Origin of the sequence: Streptomyces cinnabarinus (genome assembly GCF_027270315.1) — a bacterium.
In the GTDB taxonomy this organism is placed as follows: Bacteria; Actinomycetota; Actinomycetes; order Streptomycetales; family Streptomycetaceae; genus Streptomyces; species Streptomyces cinnabarinus.
On sequence record NZ_CP114413.1, the window covers coordinates 9,058,585 to 9,076,503 of the forward strand.

The 17,919-nt window shown below is 66.5% G+C and carries 18 protein-coding genes; 8 read left to right on the forward strand and 10 right to left on the reverse strand.

Going from position 1 to position 17,919, the window contains the following annotated elements; genetic code table 11:
• Positions 1–150: 150 nt before the first annotated feature.
• The 4 genes from STRCI_RS40775 to STRCI_RS40790 form a co-directional block, all read right to left on the reverse strand.
• Positions 151–1,371 (reverse strand): hypothetical protein, encoded by a 1,221-nt coding sequence (locus STRCI_RS40775; RefSeq protein ID WP_269664053.1) that lies wholly within the window; start codon positions 1,369–1,371, stop codon positions 151–153.
• Positions 1,368–2,927: a hypothetical protein gene (locus tag STRCI_RS40780; RefSeq protein ID WP_269664054.1), complete on the reverse strand. Its 1,560-nt coding sequence runs from the start codon at positions 2,925–2,927 to the stop codon at positions 1,368–1,370. The genes STRCI_RS40775 and STRCI_RS40780 overlap by 4 nt, the downstream gene beginning before the upstream one ends.
• A 114-nt stretch (positions 2,928–3,041) precedes the next feature.
• The gene (locus STRCI_RS40785) at positions 3,042–5,120 is read right to left on the reverse strand and encodes an NB-ARC domain-containing protein (protein ID WP_269664055.1); all 2,079 of its coding nucleotides are present in this window, start codon (positions 5,118–5,120) and stop codon (positions 3,042–3,044) included.
• Between the two features lie 82 nt (positions 5,121–5,202).
• Positions 5,203–5,529, reverse strand: a complete 327-nt coding sequence (locus STRCI_RS40790; RefSeq protein ID WP_269664056.1) for a hypothetical protein — start codon at positions 5,527–5,529, stop codon at positions 5,203–5,205.
• 1,203 nt (positions 5,530–6,732) lie between these two features.
• Here STRCI_RS40790 and STRCI_RS40795 point away from each other — a divergent pair.
• The 3 genes from STRCI_RS40795 (at position 6,733) to STRCI_RS40805 (ending at position 9,961) form a co-directional block, all read left to right on the forward strand.
• Entirely contained in the window at positions 6,733–7,368 is a 636-nt protein-coding gene (locus STRCI_RS40795) for a PadR family transcriptional regulator (RefSeq protein ID WP_269664057.1), read from the forward strand.
• On the forward strand, positions 7,365–8,867 hold the full coding sequence (locus STRCI_RS40800; RefSeq protein ID WP_269664058.1) for an FAD-dependent monooxygenase: 1,503 nt from the start codon (positions 7,365–7,367) through the stop codon (positions 8,865–8,867). The genes STRCI_RS40795 and STRCI_RS40800 overlap by 4 nt, the downstream gene beginning before the upstream one ends.
• 308 nt (positions 8,868–9,175) lie before the next feature.
• Positions 9,176–9,961, forward strand: a complete 786-nt coding sequence (locus STRCI_RS40805; RefSeq protein ID WP_269664059.1) for a hypothetical protein — start codon at positions 9,176–9,178, stop codon at positions 9,959–9,961.
• A gap of 269 nt (positions 9,962–10,230) precedes the next feature.
• On the opposite strand, the gene STRCI_RS40810 is transcribed toward STRCI_RS40805, so the two are convergent.
• On the reverse strand, positions 10,231–11,124 hold the full coding sequence (locus tag STRCI_RS40810; protein ID WP_269664060.1) for an NAD-dependent protein deacetylase: 894 nt from the start codon (positions 11,122–11,124) through the stop codon (positions 10,231–10,233).
• A 221-nt stretch (positions 11,125–11,345) separates the two neighbouring features.
• On the opposite strand from STRCI_RS40810, the gene STRCI_RS40815 reads away from it, so the two are divergent.
• Positions 11,346–11,783 (forward strand): hypothetical protein, encoded by a 438-nt coding sequence (locus tag STRCI_RS40815; protein ID WP_269664061.1) that lies wholly within the window; start codon positions 11,346–11,348, stop codon positions 11,781–11,783.
• Between the two features lie 277 nt (positions 11,784–12,060).
• Here STRCI_RS40815 and STRCI_RS40820 read toward each other — a convergent pair whose 3' ends face one another.
• The 3 genes from STRCI_RS40820 to STRCI_RS40830 all read right to left on the reverse strand — a co-directional run bounded on the left by STRCI_RS40820 (position 12,061) and on the right by STRCI_RS40830 (position 14,119).
• Positions 12,061–12,276, reverse strand: a complete 216-nt coding sequence (locus tag STRCI_RS40820) for a hypothetical protein (RefSeq protein ID WP_269664062.1) — start codon at positions 12,274–12,276, stop codon at positions 12,061–12,063.
• Between the two features lie 95 nt (positions 12,277–12,371).
• Positions 12,372–12,719 carry a hypothetical protein gene (locus STRCI_RS40825; protein ID WP_269664063.1) on the reverse strand — a complete coding sequence of 116 codons (348 nt, stop codon included), beginning with the start codon at positions 12,717–12,719 and terminating at the stop codon, positions 12,372–12,374.
• 434 nt (positions 12,720–13,153) lie between these two features.
• Positions 13,154–14,119 carry a hypothetical protein gene (locus tag STRCI_RS40830; protein WP_269664064.1) on the reverse strand — a complete coding sequence of 322 codons (966 nt, stop codon included), beginning with the start codon at positions 14,117–14,119 and terminating at the stop codon, positions 13,154–13,156.
• 133 nt (positions 14,120–14,252) lie between these two features.
• Here STRCI_RS40830 and STRCI_RS40835 point away from each other — a divergent pair, with 133 nt between their 5' ends.
• The 3 genes from STRCI_RS40835 (at position 14,253) to STRCI_RS40845 (ending at position 16,390) form a co-directional block, all read left to right on the forward strand.
• Positions 14,253–14,627 (forward strand): hypothetical protein, encoded by a 375-nt coding sequence (locus tag STRCI_RS40835; protein ID WP_269664065.1) that lies wholly within the window; start codon positions 14,253–14,255, stop codon positions 14,625–14,627.
• A 417-nt stretch (positions 14,628–15,044) separates the two neighbouring features.
• Positions 15,045–15,473 carry a peptidase inhibitor family I36 protein gene (locus STRCI_RS40840; protein WP_269664066.1) on the forward strand — a complete coding sequence of 143 codons (429 nt, stop codon included), beginning with the start codon at positions 15,045–15,047 and terminating at the stop codon, positions 15,471–15,473.
• Between the two features lie 161 nt (positions 15,474–15,634).
• Entirely contained in the window at positions 15,635–16,390 is a 756-nt protein-coding gene (locus tag STRCI_RS40845) for a hypothetical protein (RefSeq protein ID WP_269664067.1), read from the forward strand.
• A gap of 316 nt (positions 16,391–16,706) precedes the next feature.
• Here STRCI_RS40845 and STRCI_RS40850 read toward each other — a convergent pair whose 3' ends face one another.
• On the reverse strand, positions 16,707–17,096 hold the full coding sequence (locus tag STRCI_RS40850) for a fic family toxin-antitoxin system, toxin component (protein WP_269664068.1): 390 nt from the start codon (positions 17,094–17,096) through the stop codon (positions 16,707–16,709).
• Positions 17,093–17,392, reverse strand: coding sequence for a type II toxin -antitoxin system TacA 1-like antitoxin (locus STRCI_RS40855; RefSeq protein WP_269664069.1), 300 nt, complete (start codon positions 17,390–17,392; stop codon positions 17,093–17,095). The genes STRCI_RS40850 and STRCI_RS40855 overlap by 4 nt, the downstream gene beginning before the upstream one ends.
• A 194-nt stretch (positions 17,393–17,586) precedes the next feature.
• On the opposite strand from STRCI_RS40855, the gene STRCI_RS40860 reads away from it, so the two are divergent.
• A complete protein-coding gene (locus STRCI_RS40860; RefSeq protein WP_269664070.1) occupies positions 17,587–17,916 on the forward strand; it encodes an SPASM domain-containing protein in 330 nt (109 codons plus the stop codon).
• Positions 17,917–17,919 lie beyond the last annotated feature (3 nt).

A 17,919-nucleotide genomic window follows, 5' to 3' on the forward strand; every position in this document is an offset into this window, starting at 1 on the left:
TTGCGAACGTCGCGCCATGCTCCCCGAACTGACCCACCAGCCCAACTTGGCGCGCCAGGACTCCAAGCGCTGCGCGACGGTGTAGGGATCGGCCACGGCTCGGCTCGCAAGCTGGGGTCTGGCTCAACACGTGGGCAAGCTCTGGCCAGGTTACGGATGGCGGTCGAAGTGGTAGGGGAGCCATTGTTCGAGAAATGCTGAGAATGGTGCGGCGGCGGGGCAGACACGCCGGTTAAAGCCGGACAGTGTGATCATGTGGCGGGGGAGTGTGTCTGCTCGGTTGAAGAGCGCGATCGCGATCTCATAGATGTGGCGTCGTCTTGCTGCGATGACACCGGCCCGGATGGACTCGGAGTCCAGGTCGGCGGCCCGAGCCCTTTTGCGTATAAGTTCGCCAGCGATGGCGGGAACGACGTTGTTGCACAGGACCGTGATCAGCTTGGGGTTCGGGCACAAGTCGATTCGCGCTGGCGAGCTGTAGTCGAAGCGGTCGACGAAGGCTTCGGTGAACGGCAGCAGGACTCGCGGTGTCCCGATGCCTGCTACGAGTCGTGTCAGGGGCTCTACGGAGGAGGCTGTGAGCTGCAGTTGCACGGCGAGCAGCGCGGACTGCAGTCGAGGCATGGTCACCAGTCTTGCCGCCATGTCGTATTCCTGGGCCGTGAACGGGAGTCGGCCGAGCATGTACGACGTCGCCATCTCACGGGCCTCGCCCTCCGTGAGCACTATCGATGGACTGCCGCCTGGGGAGCTGGGTGGTGTTTGCTTGGGGCCATTACTCGGCAGGTTTTCCCTTTCGGTCGCGTGGTAGAACTCGCGAAGTATGTGGGATGCAGGGACCGCGGAGTCTGGTGATGCCTGGCATGTATGGACGAGGCGGGGCCAGTCGTGCGCCAGTGTGCGCATGATCTTGCGCCAGGAATCGGCCGGGTGGGAGCCGGTCGTTGCGGTGAGCCGGTCGATGCTGCGTATGAGGTAGTCCGCTGGTGAGGAAGGGGTCACGGTCCGTCGTGCCCGTGCGCCGGCAGCTTGGCTGCTTCGGCCTGGGTCGGCTGTGAAGTACGTGTGGAGAGACGCGTGGTCGGCCGCGCCGAAGCGGACGGCGATGTCTCGGGTTCGTGTGGCTTGAGCCCAGTACGCACTGCGCAGGTCACTTGGGTCTCGGTCTAGCTGTTCAGCCGCGGAGGTGGTGAGGGGCGATGCCGCAGGGGCCAGCCCTTCCTGCATGAGCGATCGCACGAACCGGTCATTTACGTGAATCTGGTGCCGGGAAGGGCTTCGAAACCACATCTCCGATGACATCTTGGTCGTTTGGATCTGTTCGTTGACGGACTGCAGGTAGGTGTCGAGGTCGTGGCGATCGGATGTCATGGGTGAGCGTCCGCGGTGTCGTTCACCAGGGCAACGTAGCCTTGAAGCAGCCGTTCGGTGATGTGGCGGCCTTCGTCTCCCAAACTGAACCGTCGTGCGCTCAGAGCGGAGGCGAGAAGGGCGAACGCCGTAGCTGTGGTCAGCGAGTCCTCGTCCCCGTCCTCAAGCCAGCTCGCTGTGGTCGTGAGGTCCTGGATGAATGGAGGCAAGGAGCGAACAGCCCACGCGTCTGCTGGTTCCGGTATGGCCCTGGATTCGGCTGCCGGCGGTGATTGGGCCAGCAGCCGGCTGAGGTCCTGCAGAAGACTGCGCAGGGCGGGTGGGGGTCCGTGGAGCGCTTCCTGTTGAGCTGTGTTGGTGGCGTGGGGGGAGGCCGTACGCGCTGCATCGATGACTTCGCGGATGTCTTCAGGGGACATTTCACGAAGCCAGATCCGCGCGCGTTTGCGCCGGGTCTCTCTCATGTCGGCGAAGAAGGGCATGTTGAGAGGGCCTTGCAGGTCGTACTGGAGTCTTTGGACGAGCCGTTCGACGGGAGCCGTGCGGTCTGCGTTTTTCCGGGACATCTGCCGTGTGCGTAGGGCGTTGAGTGTGACGCCCGCGCATTGACGTGAATACCAGTGGCTGAGGGCTTTGCCCGTGAGCGTGTATTGGCGGGGGTTCACTACAAGGTGGGGCCTTGCGGAGAGTCGGTTCAAGGCTGCATGGATGGCGGGTAGTTCGTGGTGTACGGCGGAGAGGAATTGGTCTTGTGTTCCGCCGGCGACGAGGAACTGTTTGAGCGGTGTATGTCCGGGCACTTCGGAGCCCAGGTGTTCCTCGCTGTCATCGGTGCGGTGGAAGGACGCCATGACAGCGCTTCGGGCCGCTCCGGTCGATGTGCGGTATCGATGGTGGACCAGTCTGCTCGCCGCGAAGATCGTATGGCATGGCGCGTCGAGATCGGTTAAGTGAACAACGGCGGGGTGGGGCGTCTCGAGGAAGTCCGCCTGTGCCGTGAGTACTTCGTCGACTCGACTCTCGAAGGGAAAGATGCAGGCGTCTTCGTCGCTCCAGACGCTCCCGTCGGCCTCTACGAAGCACTGTCTGTAGAGCCGGTTTGTGCGAGGCAGGTACGTGAGTCCTTGGCCTGAAGGTCCTCTCGTGCTGCCCAAGCTCCAGGTGACCACCACTTTGTACTCGTCCATGAAGGGGCTGTTGTCCAGGTGCAGGGTGTTGTCCCGGGCGACGACGTCGACCGGGTAGGTGTCCTTGGCCCGCATGTCGGTGACCCTTATGGGGCCGCCCAGTGCGTAGGCGATGAGGACGGTGAAGAGCGGGTGCGCAACGGTTTCCCACATGCCTGGGTTGGTCAGCAACGGTCTCGACGAGGCGATGTTGAGGTAGGAGTGCAGCGTGCCGCGACTGCCGCGTGCATGCATCTCCGCGTCGTAATCCTGCCGGAAGTCGTCGAAATGGCCTGTCGGAATGAGTCCGGTCGTGCTGACGGCTCCCTCGCGGGCGAGCGCTTGGCTCAAGGTGCCAAGGGCTTGTGTCCCGATGAGATCGTCGAGCATGGCGCGGAAGCGGAGGTCCCCTTGGCGGCGGGAGAGTTGGCGATAGGAGGAGGGGCTGGCCAAGCGATCAGAGGGGACGAGTGGTGTGTGACGCAGAGCCATATGGTTGCCGTTTCACCCGGCCTCGCCTGCGTTGACGAAGCGATCGAGATCTGTGAGGACGCGATGGACCTCGGCCACCGCGCTGTTGTTCCCGACTTGGGTGTAGGCGTCTTCGAGTTGCTGCAGAATCGTTCGCACGGAACGGGAGTTGCCGAGGGCTTCTTCGGCTCGCCAAGCACGCTCCAACCAGGTGCAGCCCTTGTCGAGGTCTCCGGATCTGATTCCTGTTGTTCCCAGGACGCGCAGGGCGAGGGCGCGGCCGTATGCGTTCGAGCTCTCCTCGCACATTGCCAAGCTGCGCAGGCCCAGGTCTTCGGCCCAGGTGTAGCGTCCGAGCTCGATCAGGGCGCGTGCAGCGTCGTACAGGCCTCGCGCTTCGCGCACGGTGTTGTTGTTGCGCCGGGATTCTCTCGCGGCGCGCAGCCCCCAACGCAGCGCCTCGTGGTAGGCGCCGGAGCGGAGTGAGAGTTCCGCCATGGCGTGTTGGGTGGATGCTGTCTGGCTGCAGTCGCCGCGGGCACTTTCAATGCTGAGGGCCGCTAGGAGTTCTTCCTTTGCGGAGTCGAGCTGTCCGGCGTCGGCGAGCGCCCTGCCCAGGCCGCGTCGGCAGTGCGCTTCCATGGGGTGGTCGCCGACGATGGCTGCTTGGAGGGCGCGTTCGTGAACCTCAAGGGTTTTGGGGACGTCTTGCCGCCAGTAGAGGTAGGTGTTGACGCACCAGGCGAAGCGGGTGACGAACTCGTAGTCGTGGGTGTCTGATCCTTCGCTCATCAGGCGCACCATTGAGGGTGTGATGGTGCTGAACCAGGTGAGTGCCTCCGGAACGGTGAACTGGACCTCGCTGGCGATCCGTTCTGCTGTGTCTCCAAGGGAGATGGGGGATCGGTTGGGATCGATTGCTTGGTCGGCTGCGAAGCTGAGTGCGAGGTAGGTGGTGCGGATCCGGCGGGCGATGTCGGTCTGTTGCTCGCTGTCCAGTACTTGGGCGCGGGTTTCTGAGAGGTAGGCCCGGATGATGTCGTGCATGCGGTAGTGCCCTCGGCTGATCTCGTCGATCAGCGATGCGAGACTCAGTGCGCGCAAGGTCCGGTCGCATCTGCTTTCGTCTTGATCGAGGACGAGGCGCAGCACGGCGCTGGAAAGCTCAGAGTTGGGCAACATCGAGGCTGCGTAGAGGATGTACTTGGTTTCTGGGTCGAGGTCTTCGACGGACCAAGAGACGACCCTTCCGACCTCTATGCCGAGATCAGCGTCGTCGAGGAACCGTAGGGGGGTGTCTCCGGACTGAATTCCCACCAGTGCGTCCTGGAGGTCCCAGGTGGTGTGGACGGCGAGTTTGGCGGCGACGATGGCAAGCGCCAGCGGGTGTCCTTCCAGCAGTTCGACGATGCGGGTCGCGCTGTGGTTGTCCCTGCCGACGCGGACGAAGCCCACACGTTCCGCGAGCAGTTCGATTCCTTCTTCGATGCTGAGCAGAGGCAATTTGAGGACCTGTGCCTGGTGTCGAATGATCATTTCGGGGATGGCGCGTCGACTGGTGATGATCAGGCTGGAGCCCATGCCGGGGACGAGCTCCCTGACGTCGTCGTAGGTCGACACGTTGTCAATGATGACCAGGCATTTCTTTCCTGCGGTCGCTGCGAGGAACGCGCTGCCCCATGCTGTGTCGTCGGTCAAGTCGGAGCGGTTGACGCCGAGAGCGGCCAGGAAGGTGCGCAATGCGTCACGGGGGTCTACCCTTGGGGCATTTGAGTAGGCCTGCATGTCGACGAAGAATTGACCGTCGGGATAATTTTCCAGCCGTGAACCCGACCATGCGAGGGCTAGTGTGGTCTTGCCCGATCCGGCCAGTCCCCACAGCACACAGCATCGGGATCCTAATGATCCCATGGCGTCGTCCATGGCTTTAAGGAGGTGCGACCGGCCGATGACCCGGCCCACGGCACCGGGCAGCATGTGGGGTACTTCCGCGCGGTTCGCTGCAGGTGACCGCTGGACATAAATAGGCCCTGACGACCCCACCTGCAGCAGCTGATTCGCCGACAGGCGTTCCGCAATATTATGTGGAACGCCCTCCTGCTCGGGATTCACTGAGCCTTACCTCCAGTTCTTGCCTACGGGCACGGGTCGGCAGCGGCGCCCTTAGCGCTTCGTATCCCTGCCTCCTTGTGCGTCACATCGAGACGCTACCGACATTCTGAGCCTGAATCAGTTTATGTACAGTGCTGGATGTCACGGAGTTGTTGACGCCTACGGACATCGCAAGCCTGTGCAAGTGTTCCCGGAATGTTGGGTCCTGGCTCGCATGCTTGAGCAGCAGAGCCTCAAGTTTACGCTTGTCATCCGCGGAGATAGTTCCATGTTCCGCCAGGGTCAGGACTTCCAACTCCTGTGAAGGCTCCTGATGCTGTGAAAGGTGGCGGCGGATGAGGTCGATAAGCCTGGCGCCGGATCCTTCGGAAATCTTGGCGAGAGCAGCAGTTACAATGTCTTCTGTCACGCGTCACTCTCCCTAATTGAGTTGACCAGACCGGACAGGTCAGGCGGTCTGGCATGCTGAATGGATGTCAGCTGCGTTCGCGTGCGTAACGTCAAAAGAAGATCTGCAGGTGGCGCCGGGCAAGTACACAGGTATCGATAACGGTACCCTCCGCCTCTGCTGTCGGATGCATGACTCACTAGAAAAAACGATTCTTCGAGTGACGGCCCTATCGAAGAGTTGGGGCGCTTGTGAGCCATGGGATCGTTCAGTTGATCGGGCTGTGATCGGCTGGTGCACCTGAGGGGCGTGCGGTGGTTGATTGAGGAGCCTGGTGGGAAGACGAGTACCGCGGTTCGCTGTTGGACCACGCGTCGTCTGGGGCGCTGAAGTGGGCCAGTGCACGTGCCTCGAGGCCATGCCGTGACTCTGTGGAGGTGGCGGCGGCCCATTCTTGCGCCCCACCCCCTACACCGCCCGGTTCGAGCACCTGCCTGCCCCGCAGCGCGAATTCGCCGCGGCCGAGGCCCCGGCGCGGCACGGGGATTCTGTCCGAGCCCCTCTTTGGGGGCGGTCCTCAGACTGGGACGCACCCGCACGCGGGTACGGGACTTCTCGCTGAACACCCTGTTGCGCTGGATGCCGTGCGCTGTGAGGGCGTTGAGCTGCGAGTCGAGTTCCTGGTCGAGGGTCGGGCAGCGGGCGTGGCCGATGCGGATGTCCGCGCCTGGCGTGTCCTGGACCCCGGCATCGGGGGCGGGGTGCCGGGCCGCCACGGCTGTCCGGTGCCCGGTCGGCCGGGGTTGGCACCCGCAGCGACTTCGCGAGCCGGGCCACGTTCGTGGACCGGCCGGTGGGCGGGCGTCGGCGACCTCACCGCCGCGTGAGCTGCAGGGCGATCCGGCTGGACGCTGCAGCGGGGGGAGGGCTGGCGCTCGACGTCGTCCGCGTCGCCCGGCGGGGGGTTGTGAGGGTCCGTCATGGCCCCGAGCTTTCGCACACTGCAAGTCTCGGAACGGGGTTCACCCTGCTTCTGAGCGAGAACGGGTTCTGAGAACCGATCGAAGATCGACAGGCGTCCGGTGGCTCACTTCCGATCGTGCTCCGGTGAAGGACCGTTTGAGAGACCCGCGTTCGCCGTCGACCCGCAACTGAAGCCGCAGGCTTGCCTCCAGTAGCCGATTCCGTATAGTCGGATCCGACTATTTGGGCTCGGTGATGTAGATGGCGAAGCGGAAGATCTCCAACACGCTGGCGTTGGCCGTGCTGGGGCTGTTGCAGGAGCAGCCGATGCACCCGTATGAGATGGCGTCCACCCTGCGGGAGCGGCACAAGGACAGCAGCTTCAAGGTCAACTCTGGGTCGCTGTACGACACCGTCGAGGCGTTGGTTCGGCATGGCTGGATCGAGCCGGTGGAGACGGCGCGCGACGGCAGGCGGCCGGAGCGAACCGTGTACGCGACAACCGAGTTGGGCCAGAGCGAGTTCGTTCGCTGGATCGACGAGCTCCTCCGCATGCCCGTCGCGGAGTACCCGAAGTTCATGGCCGCGGTGTCCTACCTCGGCGCCCTGGGCCCGGACAGGGCGGCAGAGGCACTGGCCGAACGGGTGAGGCATCTGGTCCAGCGGATCGATGAGACGAACAGGGTGCTGGCCGACACGGTCGGCGCTGGTGCGGTTCCCCGGTTGTTCATGATCGAAGTCGAGTGCGCGTTGCACGCCTGGGAGGCTGAGTTGGCCTGGACGCGGCGCACGATCGCCGAGATCGGCGACGGCAGTCTGTTGTGGCCCGAGGCCGAGCGAACCGAACAGGGCTGGACCTGGTCCGCCCCCTCAGACGGGAAAGGAAGCACCCGATGACCGGCGTGTTGATCGTGGGAGCCGGCCCGGCCGGGCTGTTACTTGCCAGCGAGCTCCGGCTCGCCGGCGTCGACACCGTCGTTGTCGAACGCCACGCGCAGCGGCCGGGCTTCGTCCGGGGCTTCAACCTCAACGCCCGCTCCCTGGACCTGCTGGCACGGCGCGGTCTCGCGGAGAGGCTGGCCGGCGAGGGCTGGCAAGTGCCCCACGCCGCGTTCTCCGGCCTGCCGGTGACGCTCACCCTCGCGGGCACGCATACCGGCCATCCGTACTCGCTGGGCATCCCGCAGACCAGGGTCGAGGAAATCCTTGAGGAGCACGCTCTTCGCCGGGGAGCTGACATCCGGCGCGGACACGAACTGCTCGCCTTGGAACAGGATTCCGAGTCTGTCACCGCCGCTGTCGCCACCGGCGACGGTGAGTATCGCGTCCGGGCCAAATACCTGGTCGGTTGCGACGGGGGCCGTAGCACCGTCCGTAAACAGGCCGGCATCGACTTCCCCGGTACCGAGGCGACCCGTTTCTCCTTGCTCGGCGACGTCGAGCTCGCCGACCCCGACGCGTTGCCGTTCGGCGCGACCACCGGACCCGGCGGTGCTGTCTTCGTCATACCCCGCCCCGGCTACGTCAGGATCATCACCTCCGACCAGCAACCCCCAGCGGACAAGGACACTCCGGTCACCCTGAACCTGCTCCAAAGCGCGGTGGACGACGCGCTCAGCCGCCACATTGAGCTGCGCGCCGCGCGCTGGCTGACCCGGTTCGGCGACGCCGCCCGGCAGGCTGCCGAGTACGTCCGGGGCCGGATCATCCTGGCCGGGGACGCCGCGCACATCCACCCGCCGGCCGGGGCGATCGGCGTCAATGTCGCCCTGGACGACGCGTTCAACCTCGGCTGGAAACTCGCCGCCACCATCCGCGGCACCGCACCGGCACATCTGCTCGACAGTTATCACGCCGAACGCCACACCGCCGGTGCGCATGTGCTGGCCAACACGCGGGCCCAGGTGCTGCTCGGCGAGGCCAACGATCGGCTTGGGCCGCTCACCGACCTGCTGACCCGCATCGCCGGCCACCCTGCGGGAAACCGCGCCTTCGCCGAGACCATCACCGCACTGGACACCCGGTACCAGATGCGTCCTGATGCCGACCATCCCTGGCTTGGCCGTCTGGCGCCCGACCTAGAACTGACCACGCAAGACGGCTGTACGCGCCTGGCCGAGCTGCTCGCCTCGGGACGTGGCCTGCTGCTCGACCTGACCGGAGGAAGCGCCATCCGTGAGTCGGCCGCAGGATGGGCAGACCGAGTGGACCTCGTCACCGCGGCATGCCCCGGCCATCCCGAACTCCACGCCATCCTCCTGCGGCCGGACGGGCACACCGCCTGGCTGCGCACTGCGGGCCACGGCCACGCCGACGGGCTCCACCAGGCGCTACAGCACTGGTACGGCCCGGCAGCACCATCTGACGCCGTGTCCGCGGCACCAATCCGCTCGTAGGCCGGGTGCCGCCACTGTCGCGTGCGGTTGGCGGGTCATGAAGGCGTGTGACTGGAGAGTGGTGACCCACCGATGTGAGGCGATGCTGCGTCCTTTCGGTGCATCCGGCGAGACGCTGAGGGAAGTTCTGCGCCTTGCTGCTCCGCGCACGCGTGCCGTGGACGACCACGTGTTCTGTGCGAGGCGTTCACGGTCAGGGGGAGCCGCGATGGGTGCCGGGGTCGGGGGTGTTGTCGGCGGGTGGGGCTGCTGTTATGTTCCGCGGGCCGTCGAGGTGGCGGGTGAGTGAGCAGGGAGTACACGGGCTGATGTCCACTACAGAAGCATCGTCCACGGCTGCTGCGTATGCGGAGGCGGTGGTGAACGGTGTGATCGCTCCTCTTCGGTGGAGTGATCTGGAGTCGAGTGCGTTCGGCCGGGTGCCCGAGGTGTACGAGGCGGCGGTGGCGGCGGGCGCCGATCTCGACCGGGACAGGCGTGGATGGGACCATGCGCTGGACGCGGCGTGGCTCGCGGTCCTCTTCGCGCCTCTGGCTCTGCCTGTGCTGACGATCTTCGCGGTGAAGGACGCGGACGACGCCGCCAACCTGTACGGCGTGATCGGGCTGATCTCGGCCGCCCATCTGCTGCTGCGGGTCCTCGAATGGCAGCGGACCCGGACCGGCAGGGCGAGGGCCACGGCGCGGGAGACGCTCCTGGCCGGCTTCGAGGCCTGCTTCGCCCTGATCTCGGCCGGCCTTCTCGCGGCCGCGTCCTGGGCCGAGCAGTCCTGGTGGTTGTGGAGCCTGTGCGGGGTCCAGATCGCCGTGACCGTCTCCTGCGTGGTGAGCGTGCCCATGGCCCAACAGGCGGCCCGCCGGGGCGTCCCCGTCGTGGCGCGGCCGGCCTTCGAGGAGTTCGCCGCCCGTGTGGCCGCTCTGGACGACGACGACCGCGCGGCGATACAAGCCGACCTCAACACCGCCCTGGACTGTCTGGAAGACGCCGGCTTTGTCAGCCCGCCCGAACTCGCCGAGGCACGCCGAGCCCCGCTGGGCAGCCTGGCACGACGGCTGTGGGTCCTCGAGCGCTCTGCCGCGCGCCAGGCGCGGTGAGCACCGGGCGCCGGCATAGCCGTGGCCGCCGGGAGGCGTTCATCGCCACCGGCGCCCTCGGGTCCGCTGTGTGACCGGGCGCTGGGGGACAGGCTCGGGCCTTCCTCACAGGTCGGGTCGGGGCGGACCTGATCATGCGGTCGGCCCGGTCGAGTTCGAAGCGCGGGCAGAGCAGGGCACAGCAGATGTGGGCGCAGCATCCCGAGTCGCGGACCGGCGTGGAAGGCGAGCGGGCGAGGCTCGGCTGGGCTCTGCGAGGGCGACGGAGGTCAGCGGTTGTCGTCGAGAGGGCGGTTCAGGTGGTCGGCCACACTGGTCAGGGCTGCTCCCAGCGGGAGCGCGACGCGGGTAAGGGCGTACCGGTCACCCCGGGTGGCATCCCGGTTGACGATGAGCACCGGTTTGGAGGCTTGGGATGCCTGACGGACGAACCGCAGGCCGGACATCACGGTGAGCGACGAACCCAGGACCAGCAGCGATGTCGCTTCCCGGACCAGTTGACGGCACTGTTCGACGCGCGGTGGGGGGACGGATTCACCGAAGAAGACGACGTCCGGTTTGAGGATGCCGCCGCAGATCACGCAGGGCATCACGCGGAAGTCCCCGACCTGTGCGTCGGTGAGGTCGGCATCGCCGTCAGGATTGATGCCGGCGGCCACCGGCTCGAAGCCCGCATTGGCCTCCTCCAGACGCAGGGCGAGTTCACGGCGTGAGCTGACGGCCCCGCAGGACATGCAGACGATCCGTTCGAGACTGCCGTGCAGCTGAACGACGTTGCTGCTGCCTGCGGCTTGATGCAGGCCGTCGACGTTCTGAGTGATCACACCCGAGAGCAGTCCGTGTCGCTCGAACGCGGCGACGGCCCGGTGGCCGGCGTTGGGGCGGGCACGACCGAAGGTGCGCCAGCCGAGATGGCTGCGTGCCCAGTACCGGCGGCGTGCCTGGGCGCTGGCAGTGAACTCCTGGTACGTCATCGGCGTGTGCCGGCCAAGGCTTCCGCCCTCGCCCCGGTAGTCGGGGATGCCCGACTCCGTGGAGAGGCCCGCTCCGCTGAGTACCAGCACACCGCCGGCGCTCAGGGTATCGACGACCGGTGCCAGATCCGTGGTGCCGGGCGGCAGGTCCTCGGCAGGAGCCCAGCTCAGGGTGGGGCGCATGCGCATGCCGCAAGGATACGGAATCCGTGACCGCGCGGCCCTGGTAGCCAGGCCAGGACCACGTGGACGGTGCGACGCACGCACCGTCGGAAGCGGTGCATCGGGCTGCGACGCGAAGAGCTTCCCCTCAGGCCTGGCGAATACCGCTCGCTGCTGCGCGGCGGGGTGTGCCGTCGAGGAGCCGCACGTACGTCTGGACGCCGGCTCTTCTACGGCAGGCTGGGGACATGACCTCTTACGACGATCACGAGCTGAGCAGGGCGATCAAGGACGCCGCGTCCCCGGACTGGGCAGTGCGCGTTGCTGCCGGGCGGCAGCTTGCGATGTCCACCCGAATCGAGGAAATGGCAGATGTCCTCGTTCGCCTTCTTCTCGATGCCCAGGACACAGGAGTTACCCAGGAGACGGCCCACGCCCTGTTGGCACGCAAGGACGCCGTTGGTCTGCGTTGCGTAGTGATGGCAATGAGCCGGGTCACCGAGACCTGGACCGCGGATGAGCTCAACGCTGCCCTCAATGGCGATGCTGCCTGGATGACGGACGAGGGCACGGACCGCCTGATCTTGCAGCTGAAGGAACTGGCGGGAGATGCCGACCACGGTGTCCGCGACGAAGCTCGTCGGATCCTCGCGCAGATCAGGCGACCCGAGGAAAGCGGTGCGTGACCACATCGCGCCCTGATCCGCCGCGAACCACTACAAGCAGCGCACCACCGGGCCGATCCGCCGTCGACTGGGTGCGACTCGGAGCCGAGACGGGACAATGACCCTTTATGCCCGGGCCAGGTGTTCGAGGAATCGTCTGGTCAAATGGAGTCCGGTGCGCAGCGTGTCGGTGTCGTCCGCGAAGCCGATGCGCACCGTGCGCTCGATCCCGAACGCTGTACCCGGGGTGAACTTGACGCCCGCGCCGCACTGAGGAGGCCCGAGGGGCTGGGGTGTTTCAGGCTGTCCTCAGTGCCGTGAAGGCGCTGTGCAGCAGATCGGCCGCGGACTCGGGTGGCAGGACGCGCAGGGCGGCGTAGGTCAGGACGAGTGTCACGATCGCCGTGAGACCGCCCCTGACGATGCCGGTGACGTCGGTGGTGCTGGCTTTGTCCATGGCCCGCCAGACGAGGAGTCCGAGGATGGACAGGGCCAGCACGAGGAGAATGATCACTTTCCTGGCTTCCTTCGATCTGTGGTCTTCACCTCTCGGCCCTGGGCGCCGGCCCTACCGGCAAAGAATCTTGGAGAAGACCACGGGCGCCGCTTTCATGCTCGTCGTTGCCCGATACGGCGTCGCTGTTCGGCGGCGAGCCGCTTGGCCTTGCGCCGGACTCGCTCGCCAAGTGCGTCCGGGTCGTTGGATCCGATGGTGGTTGCGGCCTCGGCCCAGGTGGTGCCCTCGCCCTCGGCATACGCGAACACGACCGCGCGTTCGGCCGGGGCCAGGCCGCGCAGCACCGTGTTGAGCCGCTCGTCGTCGAACACACCGTCCGCTGTGCGGGTGAGCAGGTCGAGGTCGGCGGCGACCAGGTCGTGCAGCGACAGTCCGTTGCCGAGGCCGGCGTCCAGGGACAGCACCCGTCCGGCCCGGGTCCGGCGCCGCCACACCGGCACCAGCTGGCGGTGTACTGCTCGCGCCTCCGCTTTGAGGGCTCCAAGCGCGCTGGCTGGCAGGTACCCAGTGGCGAACAGGGGATCGCACCAACTACCCAATGAAGCTGTGGTCAGGGCTTCCCGCCACCGCTCGCTGCGGGCAACCGCCAGAACGCGGGAGGCGAAGCGATCGACAGCTTTGGGAGGGAGGCTTTCCCTGATTCCCAGCAGATTCTCAAGTGCTCCGCTGGCCTTACCGCGGAGCTTGAGCGCTTGGACCAGTTCGGGCTGCCGGGTGAGGTCTCCCAGCATGGACCCTCGTTCTCGGCCCCGCGTAAGGCCGTTGTCGGTGGGCGTGACGTGGAGCAGGTGAGGTGGTGCGGCCTGCCCGGAAGCCGGTGAGGATGGTGCGGGGACAACGACCGGGAAGTGCCGCCTCGGTCCGTGCACGCTGTTCACCGCTGCCGCTCCCCACCGAGGAGAGCCGACGAGATGGCATCATGTCGCGCGGCAGCACGACGCGCCTGCTCTCTGGCGAGCCGCTTGGCCTTTCGGCGGACCCGCTCGCCGAACATCTCGGGCTCGTCAGCGCCGGCCACGGTCGCGGCCTCCGTCCAAGTGGCCCCATCGCCCTCGGCGTAGGCGAACACCACCTGCCGCTCCGTCTCGTTGAGACCACGCAGCACCATGTTCAGCCGCTCGTCCTCGAACACTCCGTCTGCCGTGTGGGAGAGACTGCGGAAGTCGTCGGCGACCAGGTCGTGAAGTGACAGGCCGCCGAGGTCGGCGTCCAGGGACAGCACTCGACCGTGCCGCGTGCGCCGCCGCCACAGCGGCACCAACTGCCGGTGCAGCGTACGAGCTTCGGCTCTCAACGCGGTCACCGCGCTGGTAGACGACAGACGGTCCCCGCGTTCCAGGGGCGCCGTCCAGTCTCCGAGAAGTGCCGTCGAGACCGCTTCGCGCCAGCGCTCGCTTGTCGGCAGGGCCAAGTGCTTCGACGCGACTGCGTCCAGCGCATTCCTGCGGAACTCCGGCTGCTGCCACGTGTCGATGGAGGACTGGGCGGCAAACCGACTTCCGGCACCCAAAGCGCTTCCCAACCTCACTAGCTCGGGAAGCTGTTGAAAGGGAGGTGTGGTCACCAGGAGACGCACCCCGAGGAGCAGCGTCAGGTCGCGCGGACCTTCACTCGGCGCGCTCCGCATGGGGACCATGGCCTTGAGCGCATCAAACCCGCTGGATACTCTTGCGAACCCTTCTCCTTCCCATCGCACCAGCGTGAGATTTTCAAAGAGGTTGTTCTTCGGGATCTCAGGCGTGGCCTTCTCTGTGGGATGGGCGACCAACATGTACTCAGCGGTGCCTGACTCGTCGGTCATATGGGCCATCGGCGGGACTCCCGCGGGCGCTTCGGCCACCGTGCTACTCCTTAGGACGCTCTGCTCTCTGCATTACGGCTCCTGCGGACGGTACGAGCGGCAAAGAACTCCACGCGTGTGACTCAGCTCACATGGAGCTGGTCTGCTCGGCGCTCTCAAGGTCTCATGGCGCGTGCGATGGCCAGCGGGCACGAAAGAGGCCCGTGCGGCTGGCCGGGAGCGGGCGGAGCGGGCGCGGCAGGAGGCTGCGGACGCCCAAGCGGTGCGGCAGGAGCTGCCGTGCGAGGGCTGCGGTCAGGAATGCTCGGCTGGGCTGTGCGAGGACTGCGGATACCCGGCGCCGGACACCGGAGCCCTGGTCGTGGAGGCCGGGCTGGTCGCGGCGACCTGGGCGGCCGACCCGGGCGACGCTGCAGACGTCGCTGCGGTGGCCGCCCACGTCCGCGCGACGCTGGAAGCCGACATCGAGGCCGCCCGGAAGCAGTTCCTGGACCTGGTGGATCCGGGCGAGCGGGAGGCGAACCCGATGGGCAGACGGCGCCCGTGACCGCATACCGCGCAGGCACCGGTTTTGGCGGTGGGTGATGGTGTTGTGTGGGGGGAGTGGATTTCTCTGCAACTGGGTTGCGTTGAAAGGGTGTTGGTCGGGCGGCAAGCTTGCTCCTGCCCGCCCGGTCGCGGGTACGCCGGCAGGTGGGCGCGGTGGGCGTTGTTGCTGTCCCGGGCCGCTGTCATCCAGACGCTGTTGAAAGGTGCGTCGAGCATGCGGCTTTGACCTGTCCCCGGCCTCGGCTTGCCAGGGTCGGTGAGGGGCTCAACCTCTTGGCCGCCCGGCGGTCTTGGTGGCCAAGGCGTAGTTCTGCCGTAACCGTTCAGGTCCAGCCGGAGCCCCTATGTCTCGGGGGTGCGGGCCGGCTGCACCAAATCCCCGTATTTTGACGAGCATTGGAGATGTGCTATGCGTGTGAGCCGGAAGCTTGCATCCCTCGGCGTGACGGCTGTTGCCGCGGCGGGCCTGTCCCTGGGCACGGCGCCGCAGGCGAACGCCGCGGCGGGTCTGACCTGTCCTAACTCGCAGGACTACTGCATGCAGTTCTACTACAACAGCAGCTACAAGGGCTCGTACACCATGTTCACGGGCTTTGACCACTACAGCCTGGACGGCTACAAGTTCCTTTCCGGCGGGGCGGGTCAGGGCCAGTACGTGAAGAACAATGCCGCGTCGGCGTGGAACTTGTCCTACTACAACCTGGTCATCTACTACAACAGCAACCTCGCGGGCGCATGTGACTCGATCCCGAAGATGGACGGGGCGTCGCAGCTCAAGAACACGTACAACGAGAACGCGTCCTTCGGCTACGGCCGTTACGACGGCAACTGCTACAAGTTCTGACACGTATGCGACGCCTGGCACCCGTATGCCTGGTCCTGGCCGCCGCCCTGCTCGGCTGCTCCTCAGGGAGCGGCTCGGGCGAGGGGGGCGGCCAGGGAGGGGCCGCGACGAATCCGCCCGCACCGAGCGGCAGTGCGGCGCCGGAGCAGCAGGTTTCCTACATGGACCGGCTGCCCATCGCCCGGTACAGCTACACCGACACCGAGACCGCCACGATCGAGTCCGCCGAGCAGATACTGACGCAGCGCTGCCTGCACTCCTTCGGCATCGACTACGAACCGCCTCAGCAGGACACCCGGTCGCCCGCGCCCGCCGACCGCCGCTATGGGCTGGCCAGCGCGGACGAGGCAGCACGCCTTGGCTACCACCCCGACCTCGGCCCCCTTCCCGAGGCTCCGGGTCTGACAGATGAGGAGCTGCGGGTGTTCTACGGCAGCCGGCAGGCCGACCCGGCCGGTGGCGAGCGGATCGTGTACAAGGGGAAGGAAGTTCCCGCCAGAGGCTGCCTGGGCCAGTCGGTGGCGAAGCTCGCGAAGTACGACCATCCGCAGGCCGCCCAGATCGCCCGCCGCATCTCCACGCAGAGCTACGAGGACGCCCTGACCGAGCCGTCGGTCCAGAAGGGCTTTGGTGCGTGGTCGGCGTGTATGGAGGAGGCCGGGTTCCGCTATGCGTCGCCGCTTCAGCCGCTGAACGACAAGGCGTTCAAGGGCGAAGACGTCTCCGCGAAGGAGAAGCAGACCGCGGCAGCGGATGTCGGGTGCAAGGAGGAGACGGGCCTGCTCGACATTTGGTTCAAGGCCGAATCGGCGCTCCAGCAGGCGGACATCGACAAGAACACTGCGGTCCTGAAGGAACTGCGTACGGCTCATCGCCAGAGGGTTGAGGCAGCGCGCCGTGTCGTTGCTGCGGGGTAGCTGCGTGGGTGGGGCGCCGCAGTGGTCTCGTTGAGCGGGGCGGTGCGCGGCGGCTGCCGGTGGAGGCCCGGGTGCTTGCTGGTGGCGACGTCAGGACAAGGTCTGCTTAGTCAGTCAAGGCTGTTCAGCCGTTCCTGCCAGGCTGCTTGAGGATCATTCACCGCAGCGGCTTGCTCTACGGTGGGGAGGCGGGGCGATCGGCGCTTGTGACTATCGCTGGCGCCGCAGGCGTTCTGGTTCATGGAACTGTGGTCAGTGCCGGTTTCAGCGAGCGCCGTCGTGGTCTCGCGGACCCGCTGCCGGGGCGCTCAGGTCATCAGTCGGCGGCCTTCCAGGTACGTAGCTGGCGGGCGATCAGGCCGACCCCCATTGTGCCGGAGGCCGCATCCCGCACGAGAGTGGCCGCTTCTTTGGGTGGGTAGTCGAGGCGGTACCCGTTCAGGGTGAGGTATGCCTCTGCGGAGTGCCAGGCGAAGGCTTCGTTGGAGTGCTCCAGCGGTGGCAGTCTCACCAGCGTCTGCAGCAGCGCGGCCGCTTTGAGGTACACGGACCCGTAGACGTCGCGTTCCAGAGCCCGGGCGTTGGCCCGGGCTACGGCCGCGTACAGCGGGCCGAGATCGTCCACCTGTGGATCGCCAGGCAGCAACTCGGCGGCGTGCAGAAGGAAGGTCACATCAAGCGGGTGGAGCGGTTCGTGCTGCGTCACGCGGCGTGACCCCGATTCTCCTGCCCCTCAATTTCCTGCCGTGCAGCCAGTTCCACGGCGCGCCGCTCCTGGCTGGGATCTGCCGCGCCGGCCCCCTCGGTGAAAGCGTCGCCACTGCGGGACATCGATGCTCTGAACGCCTCGAGGTAGCGGGCCTCTACGGCAGTGGCGCGATCGTAGGCGGCGGACAGGATGTACTCCTGCAAGCTGACCCCAGCCTGCCGTGCGGCGGCCTCGATCGCGGCGCGCTGGGCCGGATCGGGGAAACGTAGGTTCATGGCCTTGGGCTGAGACATGGTACCTCCAGTACCACATCGGGGGCCAGCCCTGCAGGCTCCGGGGCGGGGAAGACCCCAAACCCGAATCGTCCGTGGTTTCTCAATACGAGGAAGCATTCCAGCACTGAGCACACCGACAATGTGCAATATGCCGCGAGCGGTGAAAGTGGTTGAGAAACGCGTCCGCCGCTGACAAAGCTGCAGGAAGAGGCGTGGTCAAGGTCCTGCCGACCGCATCGGTACTGTGCGGCAACTGGGCCCGGGGCCGTGCTGCGGTCATGCCGGACGGTCAGGTCACCCCCTGCGTACTGGGGCGGTTCCTCCCTGCTGGCGACGTGAAGACTCAGGGCCTGGCGGCCGTATTCGCCTCCCCGAAGTGGGCCGAGGTCGCTGCCGTCATCCCGGCCCGGACTCGGTCCGGTTGCACGCCGGACGAGGATTCCTGCATGCCCTCGCCTGGCGCAGCCAAGGGAGCTTGCACGCCGGCCGACTCGAACGACTGCGATCCGGCCAACACCGAAGCGTGTGACCCGGCGTACTAGGAG

What these genes read in the sequence shown, in the direction of transcription:
- STRCI_RS40805 (WP_269664059.1), top strand. Translation starts at nt 9,176, where the DNA reads ATGTCCACTACAGAAGCATCGTCCACGGCTGCTGCGTATGCGGAGGCG.
- STRCI_RS40845 (WP_269664067.1), top strand. Translation starts at nt 15,635, where the DNA reads ATGGACCGGCTGCCCATCGCCCGGTACAGCTACACCGACACCGAGACC.
- STRCI_RS40780 (WP_269664054.1), bottom strand. Translation starts at nt 2,927, where the DNA reads ATGCTCGACGATCTCATCGGGACACAAGCCCTTGGCACCTTGAGCCAA.
- STRCI_RS40855 (WP_269664069.1), bottom strand. Translation starts at nt 17,392, where the DNA reads ATGTCTCAGCCCAAGGCCATGAACCTACGTTTCCCCGATCCGGCCCAG.
- STRCI_RS40815 (WP_269664061.1), top strand. Translation starts at nt 11,346, where the DNA reads ATGACCTCTTACGACGATCACGAGCTGAGCAGGGCGATCAAGGACGCC.
- STRCI_RS40775 (WP_269664053.1), bottom strand. Translation starts at nt 1,371, where the DNA reads ATGACATCCGATCGCCACGACCTCGACACCTACCTGCAGTCCGTCAAC.
- STRCI_RS40795 (WP_269664057.1), top strand. Translation starts at nt 6,733, where the DNA reads ATGGCGAAGCGGAAGATCTCCAACACGCTGGCGTTGGCCGTGCTGGGG.
- STRCI_RS40810 (WP_269664060.1), bottom strand. Translation starts at nt 11,124, where the DNA reads ATGCGCATGCGCCCCACCCTGAGCTGGGCTCCTGCCGAGGACCTGCCG.
- STRCI_RS40800 (WP_269664058.1), top strand. Translation starts at nt 7,365, where the DNA reads ATGACCGGCGTGTTGATCGTGGGAGCCGGCCCGGCCGGGCTGTTACTT.